This window comes from Neisseria sp. HMSC15G01 (assembly GCF_001808255.1).
Lineage (GTDB): Bacteria > Pseudomonadota > Gammaproteobacteria > Burkholderiales > Neisseriaceae > Neisseria > Neisseria subflava_A.
On sequence record NZ_KV792665.1, the window covers coordinates 4,135 to 28,148 of the forward strand.

Here is a 24,014-nt window from a genome sequence, read left to right on the forward strand (position 1 = left end):
GGGTTTCAACACACAGCAGCCCGAAGGCGGCTGGTCGGCGAAGAACCTTTGTTCTGCTTGGCTTTCCGGTTTCAACACACAGCAGCCCGAAGGCGGCTGGGGCCTCTCTCAAAAGCCTTGCTCCATCAGGTTTCACAGCACCAATTTCGCTAAGCTCCCAAGAAAAGCAGAAATGCGAGTATAACACAGCCTTTTCCGTTGCGTCCGTATTCGCAATATCCTGATTGTTAAAGAACAATCCCAGTTCGCCAACCCTGCCGCATTTTCATGAGAACCGCAGGTTGGCGATTCACACAATCAACGTATCCTTAAACACATCTACTGCCGGTCTTGCGCCGTGGTGTTCTACTTTCCGCCTCCATTTGCTGCCTAAATGGTAAAAACGCAGACTGTCGGTTTCAGGGTTGTAGATTTTCAAGAGTTTGTCTTTTAAAACAACCCACTGGTCGGGCGCGATGTCGCATTCGAACACCGAATACTGCACGCGCACGCCGTAGTCCAAACACAATTTCGCCACGCGCCGTAGCCTTGCCTGTCCGTCCGCGTCTTCCAACGAAATATCGTAAGTAATCAGCATTAGCATTTTGTATTCCCATATACAGGCTGCTTTAAAGGCCGTCTGAAAATATCCGATCCGTTTTCAGACGGCCTGCAAACCTATCTCATCAAAAACGGCGGATATTCCGCCAAATCTCCTCGCAAGTGCCGCGCCAACAGCATCGCCTGAATATACGGCAGCAGCCCGATTTCCACTTCCTCGCCCAAAAACGGATGAACGATTTTCTCCTGCTTTTTCGCCTGCAAAGCTTGGAACAACAGCTTACGCGCCTCTGCTTTTAAGCTTACCGCGCCGCTTGCCTCGGCAACAAAATCCTGTGGTTTTATTTGCCCGCGATTAATCAGTGACAACACCAACCTGTCCGCCCACCACGCGCGGAATTCTTCCAAAATATCCTGCGCCAAACTGTCGCGCCCCGGTCGGTCGGCGTGTAGAAAGCCCACCTGCGGGTCTAGCCCCACGCCTTGCAGCGCGCCGCTGATGTCCTTGCCCAACAGACTGTACACAAACGACAACAGCGCATTCACCCCGTCTCTGGGTGGACGGCGGTTACGCCCGTCAAAAGAAAAGCCGCTTTTTTCGCTCAAAAGCTGCCCGAACACGCCGAAATAACGCGCCGCCGCATCGCCCTCAATACCACGCACCACGTCCAGCTCCGCCGCGCCCTTCAACTGCCGCAGCGAAATGTTCAAAGCATCGACTGCACTTTGAATCGCCGCATTCTCGCCATAATTGCGAATCTGCCGCTGAAGCACCCGTTTACTCGCCTGAATCTTTGCCGCAATGATATTGCGCGCAATCGGCACGGGGTTTTGTTCCGACACCCGATACTGCGCCCGACGCAGCAACACATTACCACTTTGCCGTCCCTGAAGCCGCCCTAAGAAACGTCCGTTTTCGGTAAAAAATGCCAAATTCACATTATTTTCGCCGCAAAACCCCAGCAAAAACGGCGACACCAGCACATTCCCAAAACAGAAAATATGCCCGATGGAATGCACCGGCAACTGCGCCACCTTCTTACGCTCCTGCTCCACCACCAGCGTCTCCCGCTCCTTATGCAAATAACTGCCTTGGGTGGTGATGTAGAGCGTGTTTTGCAGTTTGCGCATGGGAAACTCCTTGGATTTTGACCGCACTTTTGGGACAAATAGTTCGTGTAGGCTACCTGAAAAAATAAATAAGTAGGATTAGGCGGAATACCGTAACCAAGTATCACATCTTGCTTAATTATTTGTATAACACATGATCTTTCAGCTGCTCATCATTTTTTTGTGAAGATACATGATTCAGCATTTCTAATTGTGATAAACAATATTTTGAAGCTCCAATTAAATCTGGATATATGGTTAAATGACTAATATTCATCATGAATAGACCTTTCAAAATTTTCTCTCTTTCACAATCTGGAATATTAATTTTAAACATTGAAGGACGTTTTTCTTCCCCCTTTAGTTCATTTTCAACCCATTCCCGAACATTAAAATTTAATGGCTGTTTAGTAAATATCCCTGATTGAGACAGAAGTCTAGAATTGGAATTTGTCATCAAATCAACAAATTTAAATTCAGAATATTTATCTTTCCCTTTATTAAAATTCTTCATTCTTTCAGCTAAAAAATGATGTATTCCCCAAACTGTTCTGTATCCAGTACTAGATGGTTTTTTTTCCTCAAAGGCAAAAAATAAAGCTATAAAAATTGCAGAAGTCCAATCTAAAAATGGTGTTGCTAATCCATTATGTTGCCCTAAAGCCCATATTTCATCCTCATCATCTTGAGAAATTACAACCTTTCCACGGATTGCCTTCATGAAATCATTAAAAATCTTGTCGTATGTACCACCAATCCTTGGATCCAATGTTGCTGAAAATCTATCTAATGTGGTTGTTAGACCCCAGCTAGAATCTCTTTGTCCACGGAAATATACTCTACTCATGTTATCTGAAAAAAATGTACTGAATTCTAAAAATTCAAACCAATTATTTAAAGTTACTTCTAATACCCCATTATTAGTGGTTGCACGAGACCATACATCGCTCATAAGAATCTCCTAAAAATATTTATTAAATTTCATTATTAAACAACCCTGCCACATATCCCACACTCCTATCCCGTTCCCCCAGCAACTCAGGCTGGCAAATCTCCACCAGAGAGCAGGCTTTGCAGCGTTTTTCGTAGTTGGGCGGCGGGGTTTGACCGCTGTTTAGAAGTTCGCGCACGGCGGCGATGGTGGCGTGTGTTTGGGCGCGCAGGTCGTCTGAAAACACGACGGGGACGCGGTGACGGGTTTGCATATACCACAGCGCGCCCTCAGAGACGGTTTGCCCCGTCATTTCTTCCAAGCACAAACCTTGGGCGCAAAGCTGGATTTCGTCCATCGGGTCGGGTTTGGGCTTGCCGCGTTTGTATTCCACGGGTTTCAGACGACCTATTTTCGTGTCCACTTCCACCAAGTCCAACACGCCGCTGATGCCAAGCTTCTCCGCCGACACATGCACCGTTCGCTCAAAGCGCACACCCTTGCGCGTTTCCGGCTCACCCGAATCCACCCGCTCATGCAACGCCTTGCCCTGCGCGGTCAAATAGTTCTCCGCCCACGCCTGCTCGTTATGAATCAACGCGCATTGGCGCGGGCAAAAAGCGTAGTGTTGCAGGGCGGAAAGGGGAATCAGGCGCGTGTCCCGATTTTCCCCTTGGGTTTCGGTTAAAAGTGCGGTCATTTTTTTAAGTGTTTTAAAGCAATTCTTCCACACTCACGCCATTCAGGCCGTCTGAAACCACGCTGATTTTGTAATCGCCAAAACCGCTTGCGGGCGTACCTGATTCGCCGTTTACGCGTTCGACTTTCACGGCATCAAACAATTTATGTGCAGGCTGGCTGCCGAGCGCGCTGTCGTGTTTGAAAACAATCAGTTTACGTGCTGCCATTTCGCCACGGGCGGCGGAGCGGTCGTGTTCAAACATCAACGTCAGGGCTTGCCAGAGTTTGGCTAAGTCGTCGTCTGAAAAACCGGTTTTAGCGGCAAGGTTGGCGGAGATAAAGCCATGCACGCGGTAGAGCGCATAAGGGACGATGTATTTGCGCCCCATGGTGCGTTCTTTTTCCAAGTCTTTTTCGTTGGTTACCGCCATGCGGGTGATGGAAACTTCCAGCGGCACAATCGGATCAATGGATTGGGCAAATGCCAGTTGCACCGGGCCGCGCACTTGTCCGCTGTTGACTTCGGTGGTCATCACGGCGCCGAAGGTGCGGATATCAAAGAAGTTTTTGCACATCCACGCGGTAATATCGCGGGCTTTGGCTTCGTCTTTTGGCAGTTTTTTGGCCTCAGATTCAATGCCGAGCGCTTCATAAGCGCGTTTGTTTTGCAGGTTTAACACGCTCTTTTCTTTGACGTAGATTTCGTAACCGGCTTCGTTTTCACTGCTGATTTCGACAAAATTACGAATTTTGCGTTTCAGGCAGACATCGGTTACCAAGCCTTTGCTGGATTCGGGATCAAGACGCGGCATATTGCCCGCGTCGGGATCGCCGTTGGGGTTGCCGTTGATTACGTCAAAAAAGTAAACAAATTCATAGCGGTTTTGAATGGCAGACATTTTCTGGCTCCTTAGTTTTCAATGGTTTCAGCGGTTTCTTTTTTAGCAAAATAGCTTTGTTTTTGATGGTAATAGCCGATGGCAAAGCGGCCTTGCTCGTCAATGCTTAGATGGCGCGGAAAGGTTTCGGGCAGTTTGGCAATGATTTCGCCCAAATCTTTATCCAAATTCACCGCCATACCGGCTTTGTCTTTACGCAAGCGCGACAAATGGTGTTTTGCACCCGACAAAAGGCGCGGAAAAACCGAAAACGGCACGGCAGATGCAGAACCGTAATAGCGGTCGGCAATGCCGGCGTTTAATTCGCCCAACGCCTGATATTGAATGCGCTCCAACACGGCAAACAGCCGCCCTAAAAGATAGGCGCGATTCGGGCTTTCATTGTTCAAACTCATAGGAACTCCTTCTTCGATAAAACCTTTTCTAAAACGCCGCTCTAATACGGCTTTCATCATTGCCACGCGCAGGCCGTTTACATCGCCGTCGGCGCGGATTCGGGTAATCAGTTGTGACAGTAAACTCAAGGGATACGGCGTGCCACAAATCACGGCGCGGGTCATTTCGCCTGCCAATACGGGCGAGATATTTTCGCTTTTGCCCAGCACGGCAGTTTGCAATAAAAGTCGCCAAATAGACGGCGGCGTTTTCCATGCACAAGGCTCAAGGGCTAAATCTTGCCAATGCTGCGCCAAATTTTCCGCCAGCTGCCCAAACGTGGTGTCCAGCCAAAAGCGAACAGAAATCCGCGCGGCATTAGGGGCAAGCCCTAAGATGTAAAAATGGGTATTGGGAGAGAGTTCGGGCGCAATTTCTTGCAGCGGACGACCTTTGCCGATTTTTTCCAACACATTGAAAATTTTAGCGCTTTCTTGTTCATCATCCGGCGGCGTGAACACGTGCGCGAAAAAGCCTTCGGCAGCCTGCGCCGTAGCGCTATCGTCCGCTTCCGCCCAAAAGACCGTGCTGGCATCACCGATGGTCAGGCAGTGATTGTTTTCTCGGCGTAACAGATAGTTCAGCGCAGTGGTGTAGGCAAAGGCGGATTGTTCGGAAACAGGGGCATTTGCGCCTTGCTCCTTGCCAAAAGAGGCAAAGGCTTCTTTGTTGAATGAAATAATCGAACCGCCGGAGCTTTGCCCGCCAAACACGCCTTTAATCGCCGGATGCAGCCGTGCAATCGGGGCGGTGTCGCCGCTAATCAGGCACAAGCCTTCTTCAGCCTCATCACTTTTCAGACAGTTAGCCCATATGGTCTGTGCTGCTTCTCGTTTATGCATACAAGCGGTCGTTTTTTCAAAAGAAAATGCAATATTGGCATCGAGCATTTCGGCAGGCAGATTTTCGGCAGCAAAATGTGCAGGCTGCCAGTTTTGCAGAAAACAACACAAGGCTTGCAAGCCTTCATCGTCGCTGTTTTGCAGTAAATCGAGATGGTATTGCTTAAAGGCATCAAAGGTTTTTTCAGACGACGTAAACGGTTTTTCTTTCGCTTCGGCTTTGTTTTTATTAGCTTCCACGCCAAGCGCGTAGGCGGTTTTATCCCACAAAAAATTTGGTTTGATACCCGATGTGCGTTTTTCAGGGCGAGGCACGCTCATCAGCTTCGGCTGCGGCTTTTTATCGGCAGTCAGATTCGGCACAACGGTTTTCAGACGACCTTCTTTATCCAACACCAAAATCCAGCTGATTTTCTCCTCGCTAAAGCCATAAGGCGGCACTTTCGGGTTGCCCATTTCATCGGTTTCTGCTGCCAAACGGCGGTAATAGCGGGCAAGGGACGCAAGAATCATGCTTTCACCTCCTCGGCGTAAAACGGCGGCACATCAATCACGCCCTCTTTCATTTGCGCGCGGAAAAAATGCGGCGTGTTGCCATGGTCAAAATCAATATCGTGCAACATCCAGCCTAAATCACGGTTTGCCTCGCTTTCCAATAATGCCGATGGCGGCAGCGGCTCGCCTTCGTCAATCAACGCAAAATCGGCAGGAAATTCACGCACGCCCAAACAAGGTTGCTGAAAACACTGCCCCTTTTTCGCTCGGCGTTTAAACATCTCGATATGCTTGGTAACGGTCTCATCCGCCCCCGCTTTTGCCGTCAGCACCGCATGAGCTTCAATTACATAAGCCACGTCTTTAAGCACCGTTGCTGCGCGCTGCTGGCGGTCGTCTTCAATCAGCGTATATAAATCGGCAACGCTCTTACGCTTCATCGCGCCGCTGACCTTACCCACTGAAATCTTGCCGCCTAACTCATTGCGCCGCACCGACTCAAACCGAATCGGTTTCAACACATAAATCCGGTCTATCACCCACCGAATCGCCGGTTTCCAATGCACCGCCGCCAAAATCCCGCGCGCCGCCGACGGCGTGATGACATCATAAGACACCCGCTCCACCTTCATCTCCGGACGGGTAAAGCAGGCATAATCGCCCCAAATATGTAGGCAGATTTGGTTCATTTGGTTCTCCTTTTTGTACACACGCCCCTTCACAAAGAAGGGGCGGATTAGCTGACTAATCTAACTACTTTAGTTTCAATCCACGCACGGTTAAGTGCGAAAAGGGTCCAGACAACGTTAGCAATTAACAACTCTCAAAACTCTAAACATCTCTCCGTGCAGCCCATTGAGTATGTTCTCGACTAAAAGCATTTTCTGCATCGCCTACAAATTTAGAAAAATCTTCTTCACTTTGTATTGTTGCAGATTTCTCATTTATAAATCCTATTTCATGAGCAGTGAGTGCATAGGATGCTGAAAGCTCAGTAAATCGTTTTGCTTGGATCCAACTTAAAACACCTGCAGCTAAAGCGATTGTTACATCGACAGGAAGATACGCAGGATTGATACTGCTTATTATCTTTAAAATTGCTAAAAAAACTGCCATGGCATTGCTAAAAACTAATCCTAAAAAGAAGTAATTTCCCATTCTTTTATTGTATATCGCTTTCTTGGCATACCAATCACGTTGGTTTTTAATCCTATTTTCAAAGTAATTATTTTTACGTTCCTCTAAAGATGAACATCGCATCTGATTCATTGCTGCTGTAAATTGCTCTTCATTAGAATGATCCGTCAATTTACTGCATACATCACGATTTTGTTCAAAGATGAGCTTAAGGGAATTCTTAAACTCATTTTGAGCAAAAGTATCTTCAGTATGGAATGGCTCAGCTTTACTAATATATCGCCAAGTAATTGTTTTAACTGATTCAGCAACCGCACGCCCTGCATACCAATAACGATCAGGTCGAAAAGCCCATAAATAAATGGAGCAACCAAATGCAGCAAGAAGGGTGATCAATTGTGCAGCGGTCCCCAATTTTATAGAAATAGGAACAAAGGAAAATATAGCTGCAATTACCAATACCGTCAGATGGGCTAATAGTATTCGGAAAAAATGCTTCTGTGAATCCAGTGATAATTTATCTGCCGAACGATACAATGCAGGAAAATCTTGTTCTTCCATTGATACCTCCTAAATTTTGTAGCCTAAATTTTGATATACAGAATCCTTATAGTGCCAACTTCCACTATCATGCATTTGATAATTATCCAAAGCATACGCAATAATTTGAGGAGAAAATGGTACAAAGATGGCACCAACATCCTGAATGATTTTAGGACAGGTATTTGGATTCATGTAACGAGAACCATCAAGATTGACACCGATAATCCGGCAATTTTTTTCCAAGGCAACTTCTAATTCCCAACGTACATACTTATGTTTAGATTTTGTATCTTGCCCAATTAAAGAAATAAAAGTTCTAGCCATATTGATACGCTCTCTACATTTCTTTTTAATATACGCTTCATTTGCAGAATTAATTTCTTGAGCTAACTGACAATCAACAAAATTGAAATCAATTTTTGAATTATTTTTCCAGGCACACATAAGCCGATAATAATGAATATCTGTGCTACTGAAACCAACAAATGTTCTAGGCAACCCCATTTCTTACCCCTATCATTTGGCGTAACTGCGAATAGCTTGAACAATTGATTCAGTATTCCAACGAATATCTATAATCGAATTATCAAAAACAACTTTAGAAATTCGTTCTTGTCCACGAGGAATAATGCCCACAATAGGGATGCCTAACGCTCTTGCTGTTTCTATTTCCCACTTCATCCAATCACTATGGCTTGCATAGATTCCAGCAAGAGCAAGAAGAATATCTGAATTTTTTATTCTCTCTCTCAATCGCTGCTTAATATAAATTGCATTTTCAGAATTGATAGGGTTATTTTTAGTAACCTCTTGTGGATCATAGTAAAAATATCCTCGGCTACTTAATAAGTTATGAAGACTAACAAGATCATTTGAATGATCCCAAGAATGACTAACAAAAATAGTATATGTTTTGACCATAATTAGTTCCTTTTATTAATTATCTAAACGTTATTTAGCCACTATGTATTCTCAAACAGCTCTAATGACTTTATGGATATATTACTCTTGCATTTTTCAAAAATCAACTTCTAAAGAAGTTAAATTATCTACATTATAGACCAAACTTAAAACACCAAACTCTCCCCCTTCAAAAACTCCGTATCCTCCCAAGAAAGCCCCGCCACTTCGTCATACAAATCTAGCCCGATCAGCGTATAAAACTGTTTTCCGAAGTTTTTCTCGTTAATCGGTTCGATACGTCCTGCTTTATATAAAGCGGCGAGGGCTTTTTCGGGGATTTGGACGGTGTAGGGTTGCAGTTTGCGCAGTAGTCCACCAATGTGATCGGCGTGGTGCAGGCTGCTGATGAGGCTTTCGGCATCAACATCAAACGGAATAATCAGCGGTTGCATATGGCTTTCGATCATGCGGAACTTGTCGGCAATGGTTTGGAATGGAAAATCGAGGCTTTGCCCTGTATCGTTGTGCATTTTCAGGATTTTTTTATTGTCCAGTTCACTGCCTTTTAATTGATAAAGCTCGGCGAAGTAGGCGGCGACGGCTTGGGTGGATAAGAGGTCGTCTGAAAAGCTGTCGGCGGTCAGGCGCATGATGGCGGCTTGTGCGGCAAGTTCGGGCGGGGCTTTCCATTGTTCTTCGGGCGCGAATATCCAGACAAAGCTGTTTTCAGACGGCCTTTTGCCTTCGCGATTGCAACGTCCTGCAGCTTGGGCAACGCTGTCTAAACCTGCTTCGGCGCGCATTACTAGCGGAAAATCCACATCAACGCCGGCTTCGATTAAGGAGGTGGCGATGACGCGGCAGGGTTCGTCGTTTTTCAGACGGCCTCGGATTTCATCGAGTTTTTGGCTGCGGTGTTTGGCACACATTAAGGTAGTCAGGTGGAACGTGCCGTCAAGGTGTTTGGCTTGGTCGTACAGGCTGCGGGCGTGGCGACGGTTATTGACGATGACGAGCATTTGCGGGTGTTCGGCGAGTTTGGCGAGCAGGTCGGCATCGGTTTGTGTGCCGATGTGTTGCACGGTGGTGCGGCGCAGTTTTTCGAAAAGTGCGGTCGGTTTTGGAGCGATTTCGCGCACGTTTTCAAAGCCGCGATAGAAGCCGTTTTCGGCTTGCACGGCTGGCTGGGTGGCGGTGCACATGACGACACTGCAGCGGTAGTTCTGCGCCAATTCTTTGATGGCTTGCATAATGGGCAGCAAAAGATTGAGCGGCAGCATTTGCGCTTCGTCGAGGATGATGACGGAGCCTGCGATGTTGTGCAGCTTGCGACAGCGCGAGGAGCGATCGGCAAAGAGGGATTCGAAGAATTGCACGGCGGTGGTCACGACAATCGGCGCATCCCAGTTTTCCGAGGCCAGGCGCAATTTGTCTTTGGTGGCCTCATTTTGCAGTTTGCCGTCGTCGAAGGTGCTGTGATGTTCCAATACGGCTTGTTCGCCCAATTCGCCAAAGGCTTTACGGAATTCGGCGGCATTTTGTTCAATGATGCTGGTGAACGGGATGACGTAAATCATGCGCCGCATACCGTGCCGTTTGGCGTGTTCCAGCGCAAATGCCATGGAAGTGAAGGTTTTACCGCCGCCGGTCGGCACGGTGAGCGTAAACAGTCCTTGCGCTTGTGTCGCTTGTTCTACGGCGTAATCGAGAATTTCACTGCGTAGGCGGTTTAAAGCGGCATTGCGTTTTTCGGCTTCGGTTTTCTTTGGAGTTTGAGCGATACGTCGTCTGAAATCGTTGATGAATTGATTGAAATTGTGTTGTAAGGCGTTTAAATCGGGATAACCGCCTCGCTCGACGGCTTTGTTTTCTAGGTTTGAATAAAAGGCTTCGGTGTCGAGATAATCGGCATCCACCAAGCAGGAATAGAGCATTCGGGTGAAGAAGGCGTAGGAGAAAAAAGGATGATGCGCGTCGGCTTTGAGTAGCGGTGCGGACAGGGCTTGAGGGAGCTTGATTTCTTGTTGCCACAGATTATCGAGAGCGGGAATATCTTCGCCAAATTGCAAAGCTAGACGCTGTTTCAAAGTACTGCGGTTATCGCCCTCACCACATCCATTAGCCAACCCTGCATGATGCCCCGCAATGCAAAACGCCATTAACTTACCGATAACATTTCCCCAAAGCTCAACGGCAATTTTGGCTCCGGCGGTAGCATGATCGACTGATGCGCCGCCATGCAATCGGCGGTTAAAGGCTTCTGAATATTTCCCTAAGTCATGCAGCTGTCCCGTCTGGCAGGCCTGTTCCTGCGCCCCGAATACTCGCGCAAACTCCGCCGCCATTTCGCCAACATTTACCGAATGGCTTTGCAAGGTTTGCCAATGTTCGTAAGGCAAGAGATTGCCGAGTTTATCTTGCGCGGAATGGGCGTAGTAAATTAGGGGTTTCATATTGAAATTCTAAAAAATTCAAATTGATACATATGCAATGATAATATGATATTAAATTTAATATGTAAATAGAAAAAATGCCGTCTGAAACTTTTTCAGACGGCATTGTTATTGATTAACCTTTATAACTTGCTTCTAATATCCTCTACTGCTTTCACTAAAGCCTCGGAAAGCAAAGGATCAAAAGAAGAATGGCCTGCTTGGACGATTCTCAATTCCGCTTCAGGGAAGGCTTGCGAGAGCTCCCACGCGCTTTGCATCGGGGTGCATAGGTCGTAGCGGCCTTGGACGATGATGGTTGGGATATGGCGGATTTTGTCGATATTTGCCAAGATGGCTTTATCGCCCTGCAACCAGCCTTCGTTCACGAAGTAATGGTTTTCCATTCTTGCGATGGCAAGGGAGGCTTGCGGATCTTCATCCACGTCTTTAGGTTCAAACTGAATAAGGTAGCTTTCCCAGTCTGCCCATGATTTGGCTGCTTTGAGGCGTGTGGCTTCATCTTCGCTAAACAGCATTTCATGGTAGGCTTTAATTAGGGCTTGGCGTTTGTTTTCGGCCACGGGGGCAATGAATTTTTGCCATTGGGCCGGATAAATTTGGCTTACGCCGCCTGCTTCGTTCAACCATGCCATTTCAGACGGCCTGCACAGGAAAATACCGCGCAAAACTAAGCCGCTGACGCGATCGGGATGGGTTTCGGCATAAGTCAGCGACAAGGTGCTGCCCCATGAGCCGCCGAAAACCAGCCATTTTTGAATACCGAGCATTTCGCGCACTTTTTCAATATCGGCAACCAAATCCCATGTGGTATTGTCTTCGATACAGGCATAGGGTTTGGAACGTCCGCAACCGCGTTGGTCGATAATAACGATGCGGAAATGCTCTGGATTGAAAAAGCCGCGACAGGCAGGTGATGCGCCTGCTCCGGGGCCGCCATGCAGGAAAATCACGGGGTGGCCATCAGGATTGCCTGATTCTTCCCAGTAGATCTCGTGAATGTCGGATACGCGCAAAAGGCCGCTATTTCGTGGTTCTTGAATCGGATGCATGAGCTTTCTCCTTTGTCTGATGAATATGTTGATTGTAACACTTTGCCTTCTGATTTTTCAGACGGCCTACATAGGTTTGGCGCCATAAATGGCGTAAAATACCACTTTTTTGACAGGATTATTTATGTCTGACAACAAACAAACACATGCTGCACCCGAAGGACAACTTTTATTGCGTACGGTAGCCATGCCGCGTGATACCAATCCTAATCAGGATATCTTCGGCGGCTGGATTATGTCGCAAATGGATCTGGGCGGCGGTATTTTGGCGGCAGAAATCGCACAGGGACGAATTGTAACCGTGGCTGTTCAAGAAATGAATTTCATCAGACCGGTAAAGGTCGGCAACGTCGTGTGCTGCTACGGTCATTGCGTCCGAGTAGGCAATACTTCTTTGCAACTGAAAATCGAAGTGTGGGTGAAGACTTTGATGAACGATATGGTAACGGAAGACCGTCAACTGGTCACCGAAGCCGTGTTCACTTACGTCGCCATCGATTCACAAGGCAATCCGCGCCCTATTCCTCGCGAAGGCAATGCAAAGCTGGCACATTTGTAAGTTTAAAAATTCAAAACAAGGCCGTCTGAAACCTCAACGTTCAGACGGCCTTTTTTAATACAGAAGCAAAATGTAATAATATTTCTTTTGAGCTAAAGCAAGGCGAAGTATCTGTTTTTTAGGTTTAATTCAGGCTGATTGATAAGACAAAGACCATACACCGGCTTCCTATAACACTGCCCTACCGCGACAGTTTGCGCCACTTTTGAAACGGCGTTTCCTCCTCAACCCACTTTAAGGAACATCATGGCTTCGCGCGATTTATACCCACAGGAAATTTTACAGGTTGTTCTCGACAAAAGCTGCGCCAAAGCACAATCCAGCATCCCTACACTGGCAATCTTAAGCGTTTTGGCCGGCGGATACATCGGCTTCGGTTATCTTGCCTATTTAAAAGTAGTCAGCGGCATTCCGCACGAATGGGGCGGAGTTGCGACTTTACTCGGTGCCGCCGTGTTCCCAATCGCTTTGATTTGTATCCTGCTTGGCGGTGGCGAGCTGGTAACCAGCAATATGATGATTATGTCTTTAGGCAGATTGGCCGGACGGATTTCCTCCAAAATGCTGCTGCGCAACTGGGTTATCGTCTGCATGGGCAATTTGGTAGGCACGCTGGCAATGGCTTTTTTCCTTGGATACTATGTCGGCATGATTGAAGGCAGCGTGGCAGAAAAAACCATTGCTGTGGCGGAAGCAAAAGTCCATATGGATTTCGGCCGCGCTTTTGTATCGGCAGTCGCATGTAACTGGATGGTCTGCATGGGCGCGTGGCTGCATTTTGCCGCTAAAAACACAACTGGACGAATGCTGGCCATTTGGTTCCCCGTCATGATTTTCGTATTAAACGGCTTCCAACACCTTGTCGCCAATATGTTCGTTATCCCAGCGGGTATTTTGGCAGGTGCAAACATCACATGGGGGCAGTTTTTCTTCAACATGATTCCCGTATTCCTGGGCAATGTCATCGGTGGCGCATCCTTTGTCGGCGCATCTTATCTTTATACTTATAGAGACACGCTGAAAGATAGTACCGAATAGTCCTGCTTTAGAAACAACAAAACCTGCTTTGAGAAAGCAGGTTTTGTTTCAGACGCCATTGGTATTAAGTTTTAAAATCCATTCGGACACATTATTCAGATAAATCATCCAAACGAAAAAAGAGTCGTTTTTAAAACGGCTCTTTCCAATTTTTTGGTCGGAGTGAAAGGATTCGAACCTTCGACCCCTTGCACCCCATGCAAGTGCGCTACCAGACTGCGCCACACTCCGACTCGATAAGCTGTGAATTTTAGTTTCAAACGCTGATTTTGACAAGTGCTTTTTAGAAAAGGAAATTTACTCGTTTGAAAACATTTGAATTATTTGTAAGCAAAAAAAGGCCGTCTGAAATCATTCAGACGGCCTTTGATTATTCAGTCAAATATCAAGCTTCAACCGGAATAATACCGATTTTTGCCTGCCATTGTTTTGGTGCAATGGCGTGAACCGATTCACCATTGCTATCCACCGCAACGGTAACAGGCATGTCTTTGACTTCAAATTCGTAAATCGCTTCCATGCCCAATTCTGGGAACGCCAAGACTTTAGATGCTTTAATGGCTTTGGCAACCAGATATGCCGCGCCACCGACAGCCATTAGATAAACGGCTTTGTTATCGGCAATGGCTTGGCAAGTTGCTGCGCCGCGTTCGGATTTGCCGATCATACCCAAGAGGCCGGTTTGTTCCAGCATTTGACGGGTAAATTTATCCATACGGGTGGAAGTAGTCGGACCGGCTGGGCCAACAACTTCGTCACGGACTGGATCAACCGGGCCAACGTAGTAAATCAGTTTGTTGATGAAATCTACCGGCAATTCTTCGCCTTTGTTGAGCATATCAACCAAACGTTTGTGCGCGGCATCGCGGCCGGTCAGGATTTTACCGTTCAGCAACAATACATCGCCGGTTTTCCATGTGGCCACTTCTTCTTTGGTCAGATTGTTGACATCGACACGTTTACCGTTGTCAGGGCTGTAAGTCAGATCCGGCCAGTCTTCCAAAGACGGGGCTTCCAGTTTGGCCGGGCCTGAGCCGTCCAATTCAAATTCGATGTGGCGAGTTGCCGCGCAGTTTGGAATCATGGCAATCGGTTTGGAAGCCGCGTGGGTTGGGTAGTCAAGGATTTTGACATCCAGTACGGTACTCAAACCGCCCAAACCTTGTGCGCCGATGCCCAAGGCATTTACTTTTTTGTAGAGTTCCAAGCGCAGGGCTTCGGTTGTAGACAATTCTGCACCTGAATCGGCTTTTTCTTTGAGCTCCTGAATATCGATATGGCTCATCAGGCTTTCTTTGGCCATCAACACTGCTTTTTCAGGCGTACCGCCGATACCGATACCCAAGATGCCCGGAGGACACCAGCCGGCACCCATTTGAGGAACGGTTTTCAATACCCAATCAACAATATTGTCTGAAGGATTGAGCATGGCAACTTTAGTTTTGTTTTCAGAACCGCCGCCTTTGGCTGCGCAAGTGACTTCGACTTTGTCGCCTTTTACGATTTCCATATGTACAACGGCAGGGGTGTTGTCTTTGGTATTTTGACGTTTGCCAGCCGGATCGGCCAATACGGAGGCGCGCAGTTTGTTGTCAGGATAGGTGTATGCACGGCGTACGCCTTCGTTAACCATTTCCTGTACGCTCATCTCGGCATCCCACTGTACATCCATGCCTACTTTCAAGAATACGGTCGCAATACCGGTATCCTGACAAATCGGACGGTGGCCTTCAGCACACATACGGCTATTGACCAAAATCTGCGCCATCGCATCTTTGGCGGCAGGGTTTTCTTCTTTTTGATAAGCCTTATACAAAGCCTGGATGTAGTCTTTAGGATGGTAGTAGCTGATGAATTGGAAAGCATCGAAAATACTTTGGATAAAGTCTTCTTGCTTGATGACGGTCATGATTGTGTTCCTTTTCGGGAGTCATGGTAGGGAGGATTTGTTTATTTCTTAAGAGACCGATTTTTTCAGACGGCCTTCAATAGTGTAATAGTGCTTTCAAATGAATGACCCAGACAATATCATTTTCATACCTTCTTGATTTAAATGAAATTTAATATCGTATTAAATCACTTGGTTATTGATAATCTATATCTACTGACCATTCACTTACATAGAAATAAAATTACATTATTTTTTAAATGATATTCTAATTGCCAGGCCTTCTGAAAATATTTGCCTTAAGCATCTAAAAAAGAAATTTAGTAGCCTGTATTTAAAAGGGAATTATCTAAATTTCAGACGGCCTTTCTTATTCTCCAATACAATACACAATTGTAAAATCCATGTCATTTTCTCCCCCAATCTTCTTGACTGATATCAAACTTATTTAATTTTCTGAAATTTTATAACAATATTTTCACTTGCTTATATACCTAAATATTATTCAATATATACAACAATCTATGCAAAATTATCTGATATATAATAATGATTTTTACTAGTAGATAGACGAATTTTTTAAAATTTATACTAAAAAAGTAATTTTATTTTACTTTTAAAATCAAATTTTTGTAATAAATTTGTCTAAATAATAGGCATGTTTTGTTTGCAATCCTCCTTCTATAAAACCTTGGATTACCCCTATCATCAAAATCACTAAATTCTGATACACTTCAACTCATAAAGATAAATATTGATTTTAAAAGAATTTCTGAGTAAATCACTTGGATATTTCCACGCACACAATAGATGTAATAAAAATACAATTAATTAAATTACCCACTATTCCAACTTCCAATTTCACAGGAACAAACCATGAGTGAAAATTTGTTAACCCTGACCATAGACGGCCATGAAATCAAAGCTTCCGCCGACTCGTCAATCATCCAAGCCTATGCCCGTTCAGGCAATGCGATTACTGCCAATGTCGGCTGTATGGGTCAAGGCGTATGCGGTTCCTGCCGCTGCATGATTCGTAAAGAAGGCGAGCGCGAAGTCACCACCGCACTGGCATGCGAGACCAAAGTTGAAGAAGGTATGCAGGTCAGCTTCTTGGATTACTTTATTCCCGAGCACATCCAATATTACGACGTCGGCGAGATTGGTGATGGCTGGAACTGGTTGGACGATACCGCCAAAGCCTTCCCAGAAGCGCAAAACTGCCGTCATTGCGGCGGCTGTAATCGCGCCTGTCCTAAAGGTTTACAAGTAGAAAACGGCGTAGCGCAGGTAGTTTCCGGTGATTTCGGCGCGGCTGCGCTGACCTTTGACCAATGCGTGATGTGCAACCTCTGCACCCTCTCCTGCCCCGAACACATCCGTCCGAACCACTTGGGCCTGTTCGCTCGCCGTATGAAAGCAGCGCGCACATTGCGTCCTGTGGATTTGATGCGCCGCCTACGCGAAATCGACAGCGGCAAAATGAAAGTCGAATTTGAAGAGGAGTCAGTGTAATGGTTAACAAAATCCAAGGCATAGACTACGAAACCGCCCTTGCCAACCTGCGTGCGTCCTCATTGGAGCTGCGCGGCGATTTACCTGAAAAAAACGAATTACTGAGCCAATTTCACCCTGACTATCAGGCAAATGCCCGTGTGAAACTGCCTATCGGTCCAAACCAAGGCGATTACTGCCATCCTGATTTAGCCAAACTCTTAATCAGTCAGCCTCTGATTGACGACTATAATTTGTCAGGCGCTGAACATTTAAACACTGACGTATTGGTAATTGGCGGCGGCGGTGCGGGCGCAGCGGCGGCATTGTCTGCGACTGAAGCCGGCGCACGCGTCATCATGGCGAACAAACTGCGTATCGGCGACAGCAATACCGTGATGGCCGAAGGCGGCATTCAAGCAGCGGTCGGCGCAGAAGACAGCCTGCAACGACACTTTGACGACACCATCAAAGGCGGCCACAACGTCGGCAAAAAAGAATTGGTGGCACAAATGGTTACCGATGCACCATCTGCCATCCGCTGGCTGATTGGCTTGGGCATGACTTTTGACTTGACTAAAGGCGCAGACAGCAACGGCATGTTGAGCCGCAAGCGTGCAGGCGGTACGACCGTGCCGCGCATTCTGAGCTACCGCGACTTTACCGGCCTTGAAATGATGCGCGTACTGCGCGAGGCAGTCGAACTCGACGAAAACATTACCCAGCTCAACCGCCACCCCGCCATCGAATTATTATCAGACGAACACGGCCGCTGCGTCGGCGCGATTTTGTACGATTTGGAAAAACGCTCTTTGGTGTTGGTTCACGCCAAAGCCGTGGTATTGGCAACCGGCGGCAGCGGACGCCTGCATTTGCAGGGTTTTGCCACTTCCAACCATTATGGCGCGACTGCAGACGGCCTGGTTTTGGCCTACCGTATCGGCGCCAAACTGCGCGATGTCGATTCTTTCCAATACCACCCGACCGGCGTTGCCCACCCTCCACACTTGGCAGGCGCGCTGATTTCCGAAGCCGTGCGCTCCGCAGGCACCAAACTGGTCAACGGTTTGGGCGAACGTTTCGTTGACGAATTACAACCGCGCGACGTTGTTGCCGCTGCGATTCTGCGTGAATGCCGCGAAGGCCGCGGCGTGGTACGCGACGGACAAGTCGGCGTATTCCTCGACACCCCGCGCCTGATTGCCAACGATCCTGACGTATTAAACCGTTTGGTAACACTCGGCCACGTTGCCCACAAATGCGGCATCGACCCTGCCGTTGAGCCGGTCATGATTCATCCGACCCTGCACTATCAAAACGGCGGTATCGAAATCAACGGCGACGGCGCAACCTGCGTTGAAGGCCTCTATTGCGCCGGCGAAGTAACCGGCGGTATTCACGGCCGCAACCGCCTGATGGGCAATGCGCTTTTGGACATCATCAGCTTCGGCCGCCGTGCCGGTAAAGCCGCCGCAGGTTGCGGCCTGCCGCTGAAAAAAGTACGCGGCGGTGTCGGACACGTCCATGACCTGCAACGCGAAATGACCCGCGCCGGTCTGACCAGCGACATCAAAGCCCCCGTTTTATATCCCGACTACGGCAAATTCGATTTGCGCGAACACGCCGGTTTGCAGGAGCAACAATCATGAACCAAGCCAATCAAAACTTACTGCATCCTTCCCGCCAAGTCGGCGCAGATTTAGCCGCCTGGCGCAAAGTCGGTGGCGGCGAAGGCTTGCTGGCTGCGCTTGCCGATCCTCAAAGCATTGTTTCCAAACTGCAAGATGCCAATCTTTGCGGTATGGGCGGTGCAGGTTTCCCGACTTGGCGCAAATGGGAGGCCGCCGTTGCCGCCCAAAGCAAAAATGGCGATAAATACGTTGTCTGCAATGCCAACGAAGACGAACCGGGTACATTTAAAGACCGCGTACTGCTGGCAAATACCCCGCACCAAGTCATCGAAGGCGTCCTAATTGCCGCCGTTGCCTGCCGTGCCAACAAAGCGATTCTGTACGTCAACCCTCATCAAACCGAATCCATCGCTTCCATCACACCGGCCATCGAGCAATGGAAAAACAGCGATTTGTTTATCCGCATCGAAAACTACTTGGGTAAACCTTTGGACTTGCAACTGGTTGAAACTTCAGGCCGTTATATCGGCGGCGAAGAAACTGCCGTGATTTCATGGCTGGAAGGCGGTTTCCCCTTCCCTCGCCGCAAGCCGCCTTTCCCTGCCGAAAGCGGTGTCAACGGTGAGCCGACCCTTATCAACAATACCGAAACCTTCGCCAATATTCCGCAAATCCTTGCCAAAGGCGCGGAATGGTACAAATCTTTGGGTTTGGGCGATGCGGCAGGTACGAAACTCTACTCGCTCTCCGGCGACGTATTGAATCCGGGCCTGTACGAACTGCCGATGGGTACGACCCTGCAATCGCTGATTTACGATCACGGCGGCGGTATGCTCGAAGGCCGCACGTTTAAAGCCGTATTTACCGGCGGCCCGTCCAATACGCTTTTGACTGTAAAAGATTTGGATGTGCCTTTGGACTTCGTTTCCGTACGCGAACGCAAATCCAGCCTCGGTACCGGCGCGATGATTGTGATTTCCGAAGGCACCAGCGTGGTGCGTAAAGTGGCCGAGTATGTGGAATTTTTTGCTTCCAACTCATGCGGTCAATGCCCGCCGTGTAAAGGCGGCACATTCCAGCTTTCCCGCCTGCTCAACCGCGTGGACACCGGCATCGGCACTCCCGACGACCTGCGCGCCCTGCAAAGCCTGTGCCAACTGTTGCCACGAAGCGGCCGTTGCGGTTTGATTGACGGCGCGGTTACCGTGTTGCAAAGCTCGCTGCGTACCTTCCCCGAAGAGTACGGCCTGCCGCAAGAACAGGAGTAAAACGGCGTTGTTTTCAGACGGCCTGTTTCTGTAAAGGCCGTCTGAAAGACGATACTCGACTCCCATTCTCTTCTTTCCAAGATTGAAGAGAAACCCAATAAGAAAAATACCTTCCGAACCTACCAAAATACGTTCAGACAGGCTTTAGCAACACTCAGGCCGTCTGAAAACAGATTTCCCAATACTTTAAATCCTCAAATTAGGAGATTCAACATGGGCTTCAAGCCAATTCCTGCGGCGGTCGCACTTGTGCTGACGCTGCTTATCTGGTTCGTTATCCCCGTTCCTCAAGGCGTATCGCCTGACGCATGGCATCTTTTGGCATTGTTTGTCGGCATCATTGCCGGCATCATCGGCAAAGCCATGCCTATCGGCGCAATGGCGATTTTGGGCATTACCTTGGTTGCACTGACCGGCGTGACCAACGAAAAAGCTGCAGACGCAACCAAAGACGCTTTGAGCAGCCTCAACAACCCACTTATCTGGATGATCGGTATCGCCATCATCATCTCGCGCGGCCTGTTGAAAACCGGCTTGGGTATGCGTATTGGCTATCTTTTGATTTCTCTCTTCGGCAAACGCACGCTGGGCGTAGGTTACAGCTTGGCATTGGCCGACTTGGTCATCGGTCCGGTAACGCCGAGTAATACCGCGCGCGGCGGTGCCATCGTACATCCGATTATGAAATCCATTGCCCTGAGCTTCGACTCTGACCCTGAAAAAGGTACGGAAGGCAAAATCGGTAAATACCTTTCACTGGTCAACTTCCACTCCAACGTAATTACCTGTCTGATTTTTATCACTGCCACCGCACCCAATCCGCTGGTAGTCGAATTGGTTGCCAAAGCCACCAATTCACAAATCCAACTCTCTTGGGGTACTTGGTTCTTGGCAATGGTAGTACCCGGCCTGCTTGCCATGCTGCTGATGCCGCTGGTGTTGTATTTCCTGTATCCGCCTGAAATCAAACAAACCCCTAACGCCACTGCATTGGCAAAAGAGCATTTGGCTGCCATGGGGCCGATGAAGCGTGAAGAAAAAATCATGCTGGGTATTTTCCTGGTTCTGCTGCTGTTGTGGGCGGGTATTCCCGAGATGCTGTTCGGCGTGAAAGTTGACGCTACCGCCACCACCTTCCTCGGCTTGAGCTTGTGCCTGTTGACCGGCGTACTGACTTGGGACGACGCGCTGAAAGAAAAAAGCGCGTGGGATACCATTGTTTGGTTTGCTGCCTTGGTGATGATGGCAAACTTCCTCAACAAACTGGGCCTCATCAGTTGGTTGTCCGACTCCATGCAAAACGGCATCGCCCACATGGGCTTGGGTTGGGAAGCCGGTTGCGCCCTGTTGATGCTGGCCTACCTCTACTCCCACTACGTTTTCGCCAGCGGTACGGCACACGTTACCGCCATGTTCGGCGCATTCTACGGCGCAGGCTTGGCCTTGGGCGCACCACCGATGCTGTTTGCCCTGATTATGGCAGCCGCTACCGGCATCATGATGTCGCTGACCCACTACGCCACCGGTTCCGCACCTGTCATTTACGGCTCGAACTACGTCAACATGACCGAATGGTGGAAAGCCGGCTTCATCATGAGCGTGGTCGAAATCCTGATTTTCAGCACTGTCGGCATCTTGTGGTGGAAAGCCTTGGGCTATTGGTAACCCTTTAGCCGATTGAAAAATCAGGCCGTCTGAAACTCCAATTTCAGACGGCCTTTTGTTACAATTTCATTTTTACCGAACACACTCAATTACCGTGAAAATACTCATTCTCGGCAGCGGCCAAGTCGGCTCGACCGTCGCCCAAAATCTCGCCTCCGTTCCCAGCAACGACGTTACCATCATCGACATCGACGAAAAAGCGCTCAACCGCATCAGCAGCCGCCTCGATGTCCAAACCATCGTCGGCAACGGCGCATCGCCCTTTACCCTCGAACAGGCAGGCGCGGCGGACTCCGACCTTCTGCTTGCCCTGACCCGCAGCGACGAAACCAACATTGTCGCCTCCAAAATCGCCGCCGACCTATTCAACATCCCCAGCCGCATCGCACGCGTGCGCTCAAGCGAATACCTCGAATATCCGGTTGACGGCAGCGATAACCCCGAAGAAGGCAGCCTCAACATCTTCGGCATTACCGAAACCATCAGCCCCGAACAGCTAGTTACCGAACAACTCGTCGGCCTGCTCAACTACACCAGCTCATTGCAGGTACTCAGTTTCGCCAACGACCAAGTCCGCATGGTGATTGTTCAAGCACGCAAAGGCGGTTTGCTGATCGGCCGTGAAATTGCCGATATCAACCAACACCTGCTCGAAGGTGCGGACTGCCAAATCTGCGCCATCTACCGCAACAACCGCCTGATCGTCCCAACGCCGCAAACCGTCATCATTGAAGGCGATGAAGTCCTGTTTGCTGCCGACATCAACAGCGTTGAAGCCATCATGCGTGAATTGCGTCCGAAAGAAGCGCGTACCCGCCGCATCATGATTGCCGGCGGCGGCAACATCGGCTACCGCCTCGCCAAGCAGCTTGAATCCAAATACGACATCAAAATCATCGAATACAAACCCCAGCGCGCCGAATGGCTGGCCGAGAATCTGGACAACACCCTCGTCCTGCAAGGTTCCGCCACCGACGAAACCCTGCTGGACGAAGAATACATCGACGAAATCGACGTCTTCTGCGCGCTGACCAATGATGACGAAAACAACATCATGTCCAGCCTGTTGGCGAAAAACCTTGGTGCCAAACGCGTGATTACCATCGTCAACCGCTCAAGCTACGTCGATTTGCTCGAAGGCAACAAAATCGATATCGTTGTTTCCCCCCATCTGATTACCATCGGCTCCATCCTCGCCCACATCCGCCGCGGCGACATCGTTGCCGTCCATCCTTTGCGCCGTGGTACAGCCGAAGCCATTGAAGTGGTGGTACACGGCGATAAAAACACTTCCGCCATCGTCGGCCGCCGCATCAGCGGCATCAAATGGCCGAGCGACTGCTACATCGCCGCCATCGTCCGCGGCGCAACCGGCGAGGTCATCATGGGACACCACACCGAAACCATCCTCCAAGACGGCGACCACATTATCTTCTTCGTCTCACGCCGCCGCGTCCTACCGGAGTTGGAAAAACTCATTCAAGTCAAAATGGGCTTTTTCGGTTAAACCCAAAATCCGTTTTCTTAAAGCCATAAAAAGGCCGTCTGAAAACCTTTTCAGACGGCCTTTATTTCTTGTTTTATTTATGCTTTGGCAACGCTGTTTTTACGGCCAAACCAAACAAAACCAATCACACCCAATACAATCATCGGCACGCTCAACCATTGCCCCATGGACAAACCCAAAGTCAGCAGGCCGAGATAGTCATCAGGCTGACGGGCAAATTCTGCAATAAAGCGGAACAAACCGTAACCGCCCAAGAACAATGCTGCCGTTTGTCCGGCCGGACGTGGTTTTTTCGAGAAAATCCAAACGATGACAAACAGGCAAATGCCTTCAAGGGCAAACTGGTAAAGCTGAGACGGGTGGCGCGGCAGCATGCCGTATTGTTGCAGCCACTCGGCCCACAAAGGATTGTGCGCCGCAGCCTCCGCATCTTCGTAACGCGCTTGCGGGAAACCCATCGCCCAGAAAGCATTGAGTTCGGTCACGCGCCCCCAAAGTTCGCCGTTGATAAAGTTGCCGATACGGCCGGAAGCCAAGCCCAGCGGCACGAGCGGTGCAACGGTATCCATCAATTTTAAAATGCTGATGTTATGCTTACGGCCAAACAGCCACATGGCAACGACCACGCCCAAGAAGCCGCCGTGAAACGACATACCGCCTTCCCAAACTTTGAAAATATCCAACGGGTTGGCCAAATAGTCGGAAAATTTATAAAACAAAACGTAGCCGATACGGCCACCCAAGATGACGCCCAAGATACCCCAAGTCAGGAAATCGTCGAGTGTTTCTTTGGTAAACACAGAATTGCCCTGCGTGATACGGCGGCGGCCCAAAATCGTAAACAGGATAAAGCCGACAATATAGCTCAAGGCATACCAGCGGATGGCAAGCGGGCCGATGCTGATCAGCACCGGATCAAACTGGGGATGTATCATCATAATGT

At 48.7% G+C, this 24,014-nt stretch carries 21 protein-coding genes, 1 tRNA gene and 1 pseudogene; 8 read left to right on the forward strand and 15 right to left on the reverse strand.

Annotated features, from left to right (window positions below; all coding sequences use genetic code 11):
• Positions 1-184 (forward strand): annotated as a pseudogene (locus HMPREF3139_RS11080) (hypothetical protein); the annotation flags it as partial.
• Between the two features lie 105 nt (positions 185-289).
• Here HMPREF3139_RS11080 and cas2 read toward each other — a convergent pair.
• The 12 genes from cas2 to pip all read right to left on the reverse strand — a co-directional run bounded on the left by cas2 (position 290) and on the right by pip (position 12,021).
• On the reverse strand, positions 290-583 hold the full coding sequence (cas2, locus tag HMPREF3139_RS02470) for a CRISPR-associated endonuclease Cas2 (RefSeq protein WP_070460254.1): 294 nt from the start codon (positions 581-583) through the stop codon (positions 290-292).
• Between the two features lie 74 nt (positions 584-657).
• Complete coding sequence (cas1c, locus tag HMPREF3139_RS02475) at positions 658-1,671, reverse strand: type I-C CRISPR-associated endonuclease Cas1c (protein WP_070460256.1); 1,014 nt, start codon at positions 1,669-1,671, stop codon at positions 658-660.
• A 118-nt stretch (positions 1,672-1,789) separates the two neighbouring features.
• A complete protein-coding gene (locus HMPREF3139_RS02480) occupies positions 1,790-2,602 on the reverse strand; it encodes an FRG domain-containing protein (protein ID WP_070460258.1) in 813 nt (270 codons plus the stop codon).
• A 22-nt stretch (positions 2,603-2,624) separates the two neighbouring features.
• A complete protein-coding gene (cas4, locus tag HMPREF3139_RS02485) occupies positions 2,625-3,281 on the reverse strand; it encodes a CRISPR-associated protein Cas4 (RefSeq protein ID WP_070460260.1) in 657 nt (218 codons plus the stop codon).
• Positions 3,282-3,294: 13 nt separating this feature from the next.
• The gene (cas7c, locus tag HMPREF3139_RS02490; RefSeq protein ID WP_070460262.1) at positions 3,295-4,161 is read right to left on the reverse strand and encodes a type I-C CRISPR-associated protein Cas7/Csd2; all 867 of its coding nucleotides are present in this window, start codon (positions 4,159-4,161) and stop codon (positions 3,295-3,297) included.
• 11 nt (positions 4,162-4,172) lie between these two features.
• Positions 4,173-5,951: a type I-C CRISPR-associated protein Cas8c/Csd1 gene (cas8c, locus tag HMPREF3139_RS02495; protein WP_070460264.1), complete on the reverse strand. Its 1,779-nt coding sequence runs from the start codon at positions 5,949-5,951 to the stop codon at positions 4,173-4,175.
• The gene (cas5c, locus tag HMPREF3139_RS02500; protein WP_070460266.1) at positions 5,948-6,622 is read right to left on the reverse strand and encodes a type I-C CRISPR-associated protein Cas5c; all 675 of its coding nucleotides are present in this window, start codon (positions 6,620-6,622) and stop codon (positions 5,948-5,950) included. Before cas5c ends, cas8c begins: the two co-directional genes overlap by 4 nt.
• 142 nt (positions 6,623-6,764) lie before the next feature.
• Positions 6,765-7,631: a DUF4231 domain-containing protein gene (locus tag HMPREF3139_RS02505; protein ID WP_070460269.1), complete on the reverse strand. Its 867-nt coding sequence runs from the start codon at positions 7,629-7,631 to the stop codon at positions 6,765-6,767.
• A gap of 9 nt (positions 7,632-7,640) precedes the next feature.
• Positions 7,641-8,117 (reverse strand): TIR domain-containing protein, encoded by a 477-nt coding sequence (locus HMPREF3139_RS02510; protein WP_070460271.1) that lies wholly within the window; start codon positions 8,115-8,117, stop codon positions 7,641-7,643.
• A 12-nt stretch (positions 8,118-8,129) separates the two neighbouring features.
• A complete protein-coding gene (locus tag HMPREF3139_RS02515) occupies positions 8,130-8,534 on the reverse strand; it encodes a TIR domain-containing protein (protein WP_070460273.1) in 405 nt (134 codons plus the stop codon).
• Between the two features lie 146 nt (positions 8,535-8,680).
• Positions 8,681-10,969 carry a CRISPR-associated helicase/endonuclease Cas3 gene (locus HMPREF3139_RS02520; protein WP_070460275.1) on the reverse strand — a complete coding sequence of 763 codons (2,289 nt, stop codon included), beginning with the start codon at positions 10,967-10,969 and terminating at the stop codon, positions 8,681-8,683.
• A gap of 122 nt (positions 10,970-11,091) precedes the next feature.
• Positions 11,092-12,021, reverse strand: a complete 930-nt coding sequence (pip, locus tag HMPREF3139_RS02525; RefSeq protein WP_070460276.1) for a prolyl aminopeptidase — start codon at positions 12,019-12,021, stop codon at positions 11,092-11,094.
• A 124-nt stretch (positions 12,022-12,145) separates the two neighbouring features.
• Between pip and yciA the strand changes: the two genes are divergently transcribed.
• Together yciA and HMPREF3139_RS02535 are read left to right on the forward strand one after the other, a co-directional pair.
• Positions 12,146-12,580, forward strand: a complete 435-nt coding sequence (gene yciA / locus HMPREF3139_RS02530) for an acyl-CoA thioester hydrolase YciA (RefSeq protein ID WP_003680677.1) — start codon at positions 12,146-12,148, stop codon at positions 12,578-12,580.
• A gap of 246 nt (positions 12,581-12,826) precedes the next feature.
• Positions 12,827-13,618, forward strand: a complete 792-nt coding sequence (locus HMPREF3139_RS02535) for a formate/nitrite transporter family protein (RefSeq protein ID WP_070460278.1) — start codon at positions 12,827-12,829, stop codon at positions 13,616-13,618.
• A gap of 154 nt (positions 13,619-13,772) precedes the next feature.
• On the opposite strand, the gene HMPREF3139_RS02540 is transcribed toward HMPREF3139_RS02535, so the two are convergent.
• Both HMPREF3139_RS02540 and HMPREF3139_RS02545 read right to left on the reverse strand, forming a co-directional pair.
• Positions 13,773-13,849 (reverse strand) — tRNA-Pro (locus HMPREF3139_RS02540).
• Positions 13,850-14,003: 154 nt separating this feature from the next.
• Positions 14,004-15,527 (reverse strand): fumarate hydratase, encoded by a 1,524-nt coding sequence (locus HMPREF3139_RS02545; RefSeq protein ID WP_070460281.1) that lies wholly within the window; start codon positions 15,525-15,527, stop codon positions 14,004-14,006.
• An 855-nt stretch (positions 15,528-16,382) separates the two neighbouring features.
• Between HMPREF3139_RS02545 and HMPREF3139_RS02550 the strand changes: the two genes are divergently transcribed.
• From HMPREF3139_RS02550 to trkA, 5 genes are all read left to right on the forward strand, one after another.
• Complete coding sequence (locus tag HMPREF3139_RS02550) at positions 16,383-17,021, forward strand: 4Fe-4S dicluster domain-containing protein (protein ID WP_070460283.1); 639 nt, start codon at positions 16,383-16,385, stop codon at positions 17,019-17,021.
• On the forward strand, positions 17,021-18,649 hold the full coding sequence (locus HMPREF3139_RS02555; RefSeq protein WP_070460284.1) for an FAD-binding protein: 1,629 nt from the start codon (positions 17,021-17,023) through the stop codon (positions 18,647-18,649). Before HMPREF3139_RS02550 ends, HMPREF3139_RS02555 begins: the two co-directional genes overlap by 1 nt.
• Positions 18,646-19,899 carry a complex I 51 kDa subunit family protein gene (locus HMPREF3139_RS02560; RefSeq protein WP_070460286.1) on the forward strand — a complete coding sequence of 418 codons (1,254 nt, stop codon included), beginning with the start codon at positions 18,646-18,648 and terminating at the stop codon, positions 19,897-19,899. The genes HMPREF3139_RS02555 and HMPREF3139_RS02560 overlap by 4 nt, the downstream gene beginning before the upstream one ends.
• A 213-nt stretch (positions 19,900-20,112) precedes the next feature.
• Positions 20,113-21,564, forward strand: coding sequence for a DASS family sodium-coupled anion symporter (locus HMPREF3139_RS02565; protein WP_070460288.1), 1,452 nt, complete (start codon positions 20,113-20,115; stop codon positions 21,562-21,564).
• A 94-nt stretch (positions 21,565-21,658) separates the two neighbouring features.
• The gene (gene trkA / locus HMPREF3139_RS02570) at positions 21,659-23,071 is read left to right on the forward strand and encodes a Trk system potassium transporter TrkA (RefSeq protein WP_070460290.1); all 1,413 of its coding nucleotides are present in this window, start codon (positions 21,659-21,661) and stop codon (positions 23,069-23,071) included.
• A gap of 77 nt (positions 23,072-23,148) precedes the next feature.
• Here the strand turns inward: trkA and lgt are convergent, their stop codons facing one another.
• On the reverse strand, positions 23,149-24,009 hold the full coding sequence (gene lgt, locus HMPREF3139_RS02575) for a prolipoprotein diacylglyceryl transferase (RefSeq protein WP_070460292.1): 861 nt from the start codon (positions 24,007-24,009) through the stop codon (positions 23,149-23,151).
• Positions 24,010-24,014 lie beyond the last annotated feature (5 nt).

Bases quoted from the DNA above. Each gene is read 5' to 3' on its own strand.
- HMPREF3139_RS02520 (WP_070460275.1), bottom strand. From the start codon at position 10,969: ATGAAACCCCTAATTTACTACGCCCATTCCGCGCAAGATAAACTCGGC.
- HMPREF3139_RS02510 (WP_070460271.1), bottom strand. From the start codon at position 8,117: ATGGGGTTGCCTAGAACATTTGTTGGTTTCAGTAGCACAGATATTCAT.
- yciA (WP_003680677.1), top strand. From the start codon at position 12,146: ATGTCTGACAACAAACAAACACATGCTGCACCCGAAGGACAACTTTTA.
- HMPREF3139_RS02550 (WP_070460283.1), top strand. From the start codon at position 16,383: ATGAGTGAAAATTTGTTAACCCTGACCATAGACGGCCATGAAATCAAA.
- HMPREF3139_RS02545 (WP_070460281.1), bottom strand. From the start codon at position 15,527: ATGACCGTCATCAAGCAAGAAGACTTTATCCAAAGTATTTTCGATGCT.
- cas8c (WP_070460264.1), bottom strand. From the start codon at position 5,951: ATGATTCTTGCGTCCCTTGCCCGCTATTACCGCCGTTTGGCAGCAGAA.
- HMPREF3139_RS02560 (WP_070460286.1), top strand. From the start codon at position 18,646: ATGAACCAAGCCAATCAAAACTTACTGCATCCTTCCCGCCAAGTCGGC.
- cas4 (WP_070460260.1), bottom strand. From the start codon at position 3,281: ATGACCGCACTTTTAACCGAAACCCAAGGGGAAAATCGGGACACGCGC.
- cas1c (WP_070460256.1), bottom strand. From the start codon at position 1,671: ATGCGCAAACTGCAAAACACGCTCTACATCACCACCCAAGGCAGTTAT.
- HMPREF3139_RS02480 (WP_070460258.1), bottom strand. From the start codon at position 2,602: ATGAGCGATGTATGGTCTCGTGCAACCACTAATAATGGGGTATTAGAA.
- pip (WP_070460276.1), bottom strand. From the start codon at position 12,021: ATGCATCCGATTCAAGAACCACGAAATAGCGGCCTTTTGCGCGTATCC.
- HMPREF3139_RS02555 (WP_070460284.1), top strand. From the start codon at position 17,021: ATGGTTAACAAAATCCAAGGCATAGACTACGAAACCGCCCTTGCCAAC.
- cas5c (WP_070460266.1), bottom strand. From the start codon at position 6,622: ATGAACCAAATCTGCCTACATATTTGGGGCGATTATGCCTGCTTTACC.
- HMPREF3139_RS02515 (WP_070460273.1), bottom strand. From the start codon at position 8,534: ATGGTCAAAACATATACTATTTTTGTTAGTCATTCTTGGGATCATTCA.
- cas2 (WP_070460254.1), bottom strand. From the start codon at position 583: ATGCTAATGCTGATTACTTACGATATTTCGTTGGAAGACGCGGACGGA.
- HMPREF3139_RS02535 (WP_070460278.1), top strand. From the start codon at position 12,827: ATGGCTTCGCGCGATTTATACCCACAGGAAATTTTACAGGTTGTTCTC.
- HMPREF3139_RS02505 (WP_070460269.1), bottom strand. From the start codon at position 7,631: ATGGAAGAACAAGATTTTCCTGCATTGTATCGTTCGGCAGATAAATTA.
- lgt (WP_070460292.1), bottom strand. From the start codon at position 24,009: ATGATGATACATCCCCAGTTTGATCCGGTGCTGATCAGCATCGGCCCG.
- HMPREF3139_RS02565 (WP_070460288.1), top strand. From the start codon at position 20,113: ATGGGCTTCAAGCCAATTCCTGCGGCGGTCGCACTTGTGCTGACGCTG.
- cas7c (WP_070460262.1), bottom strand. From the start codon at position 4,161: ATGTCTGCCATTCAAAACCGCTATGAATTTGTTTACTTTTTTGACGTA.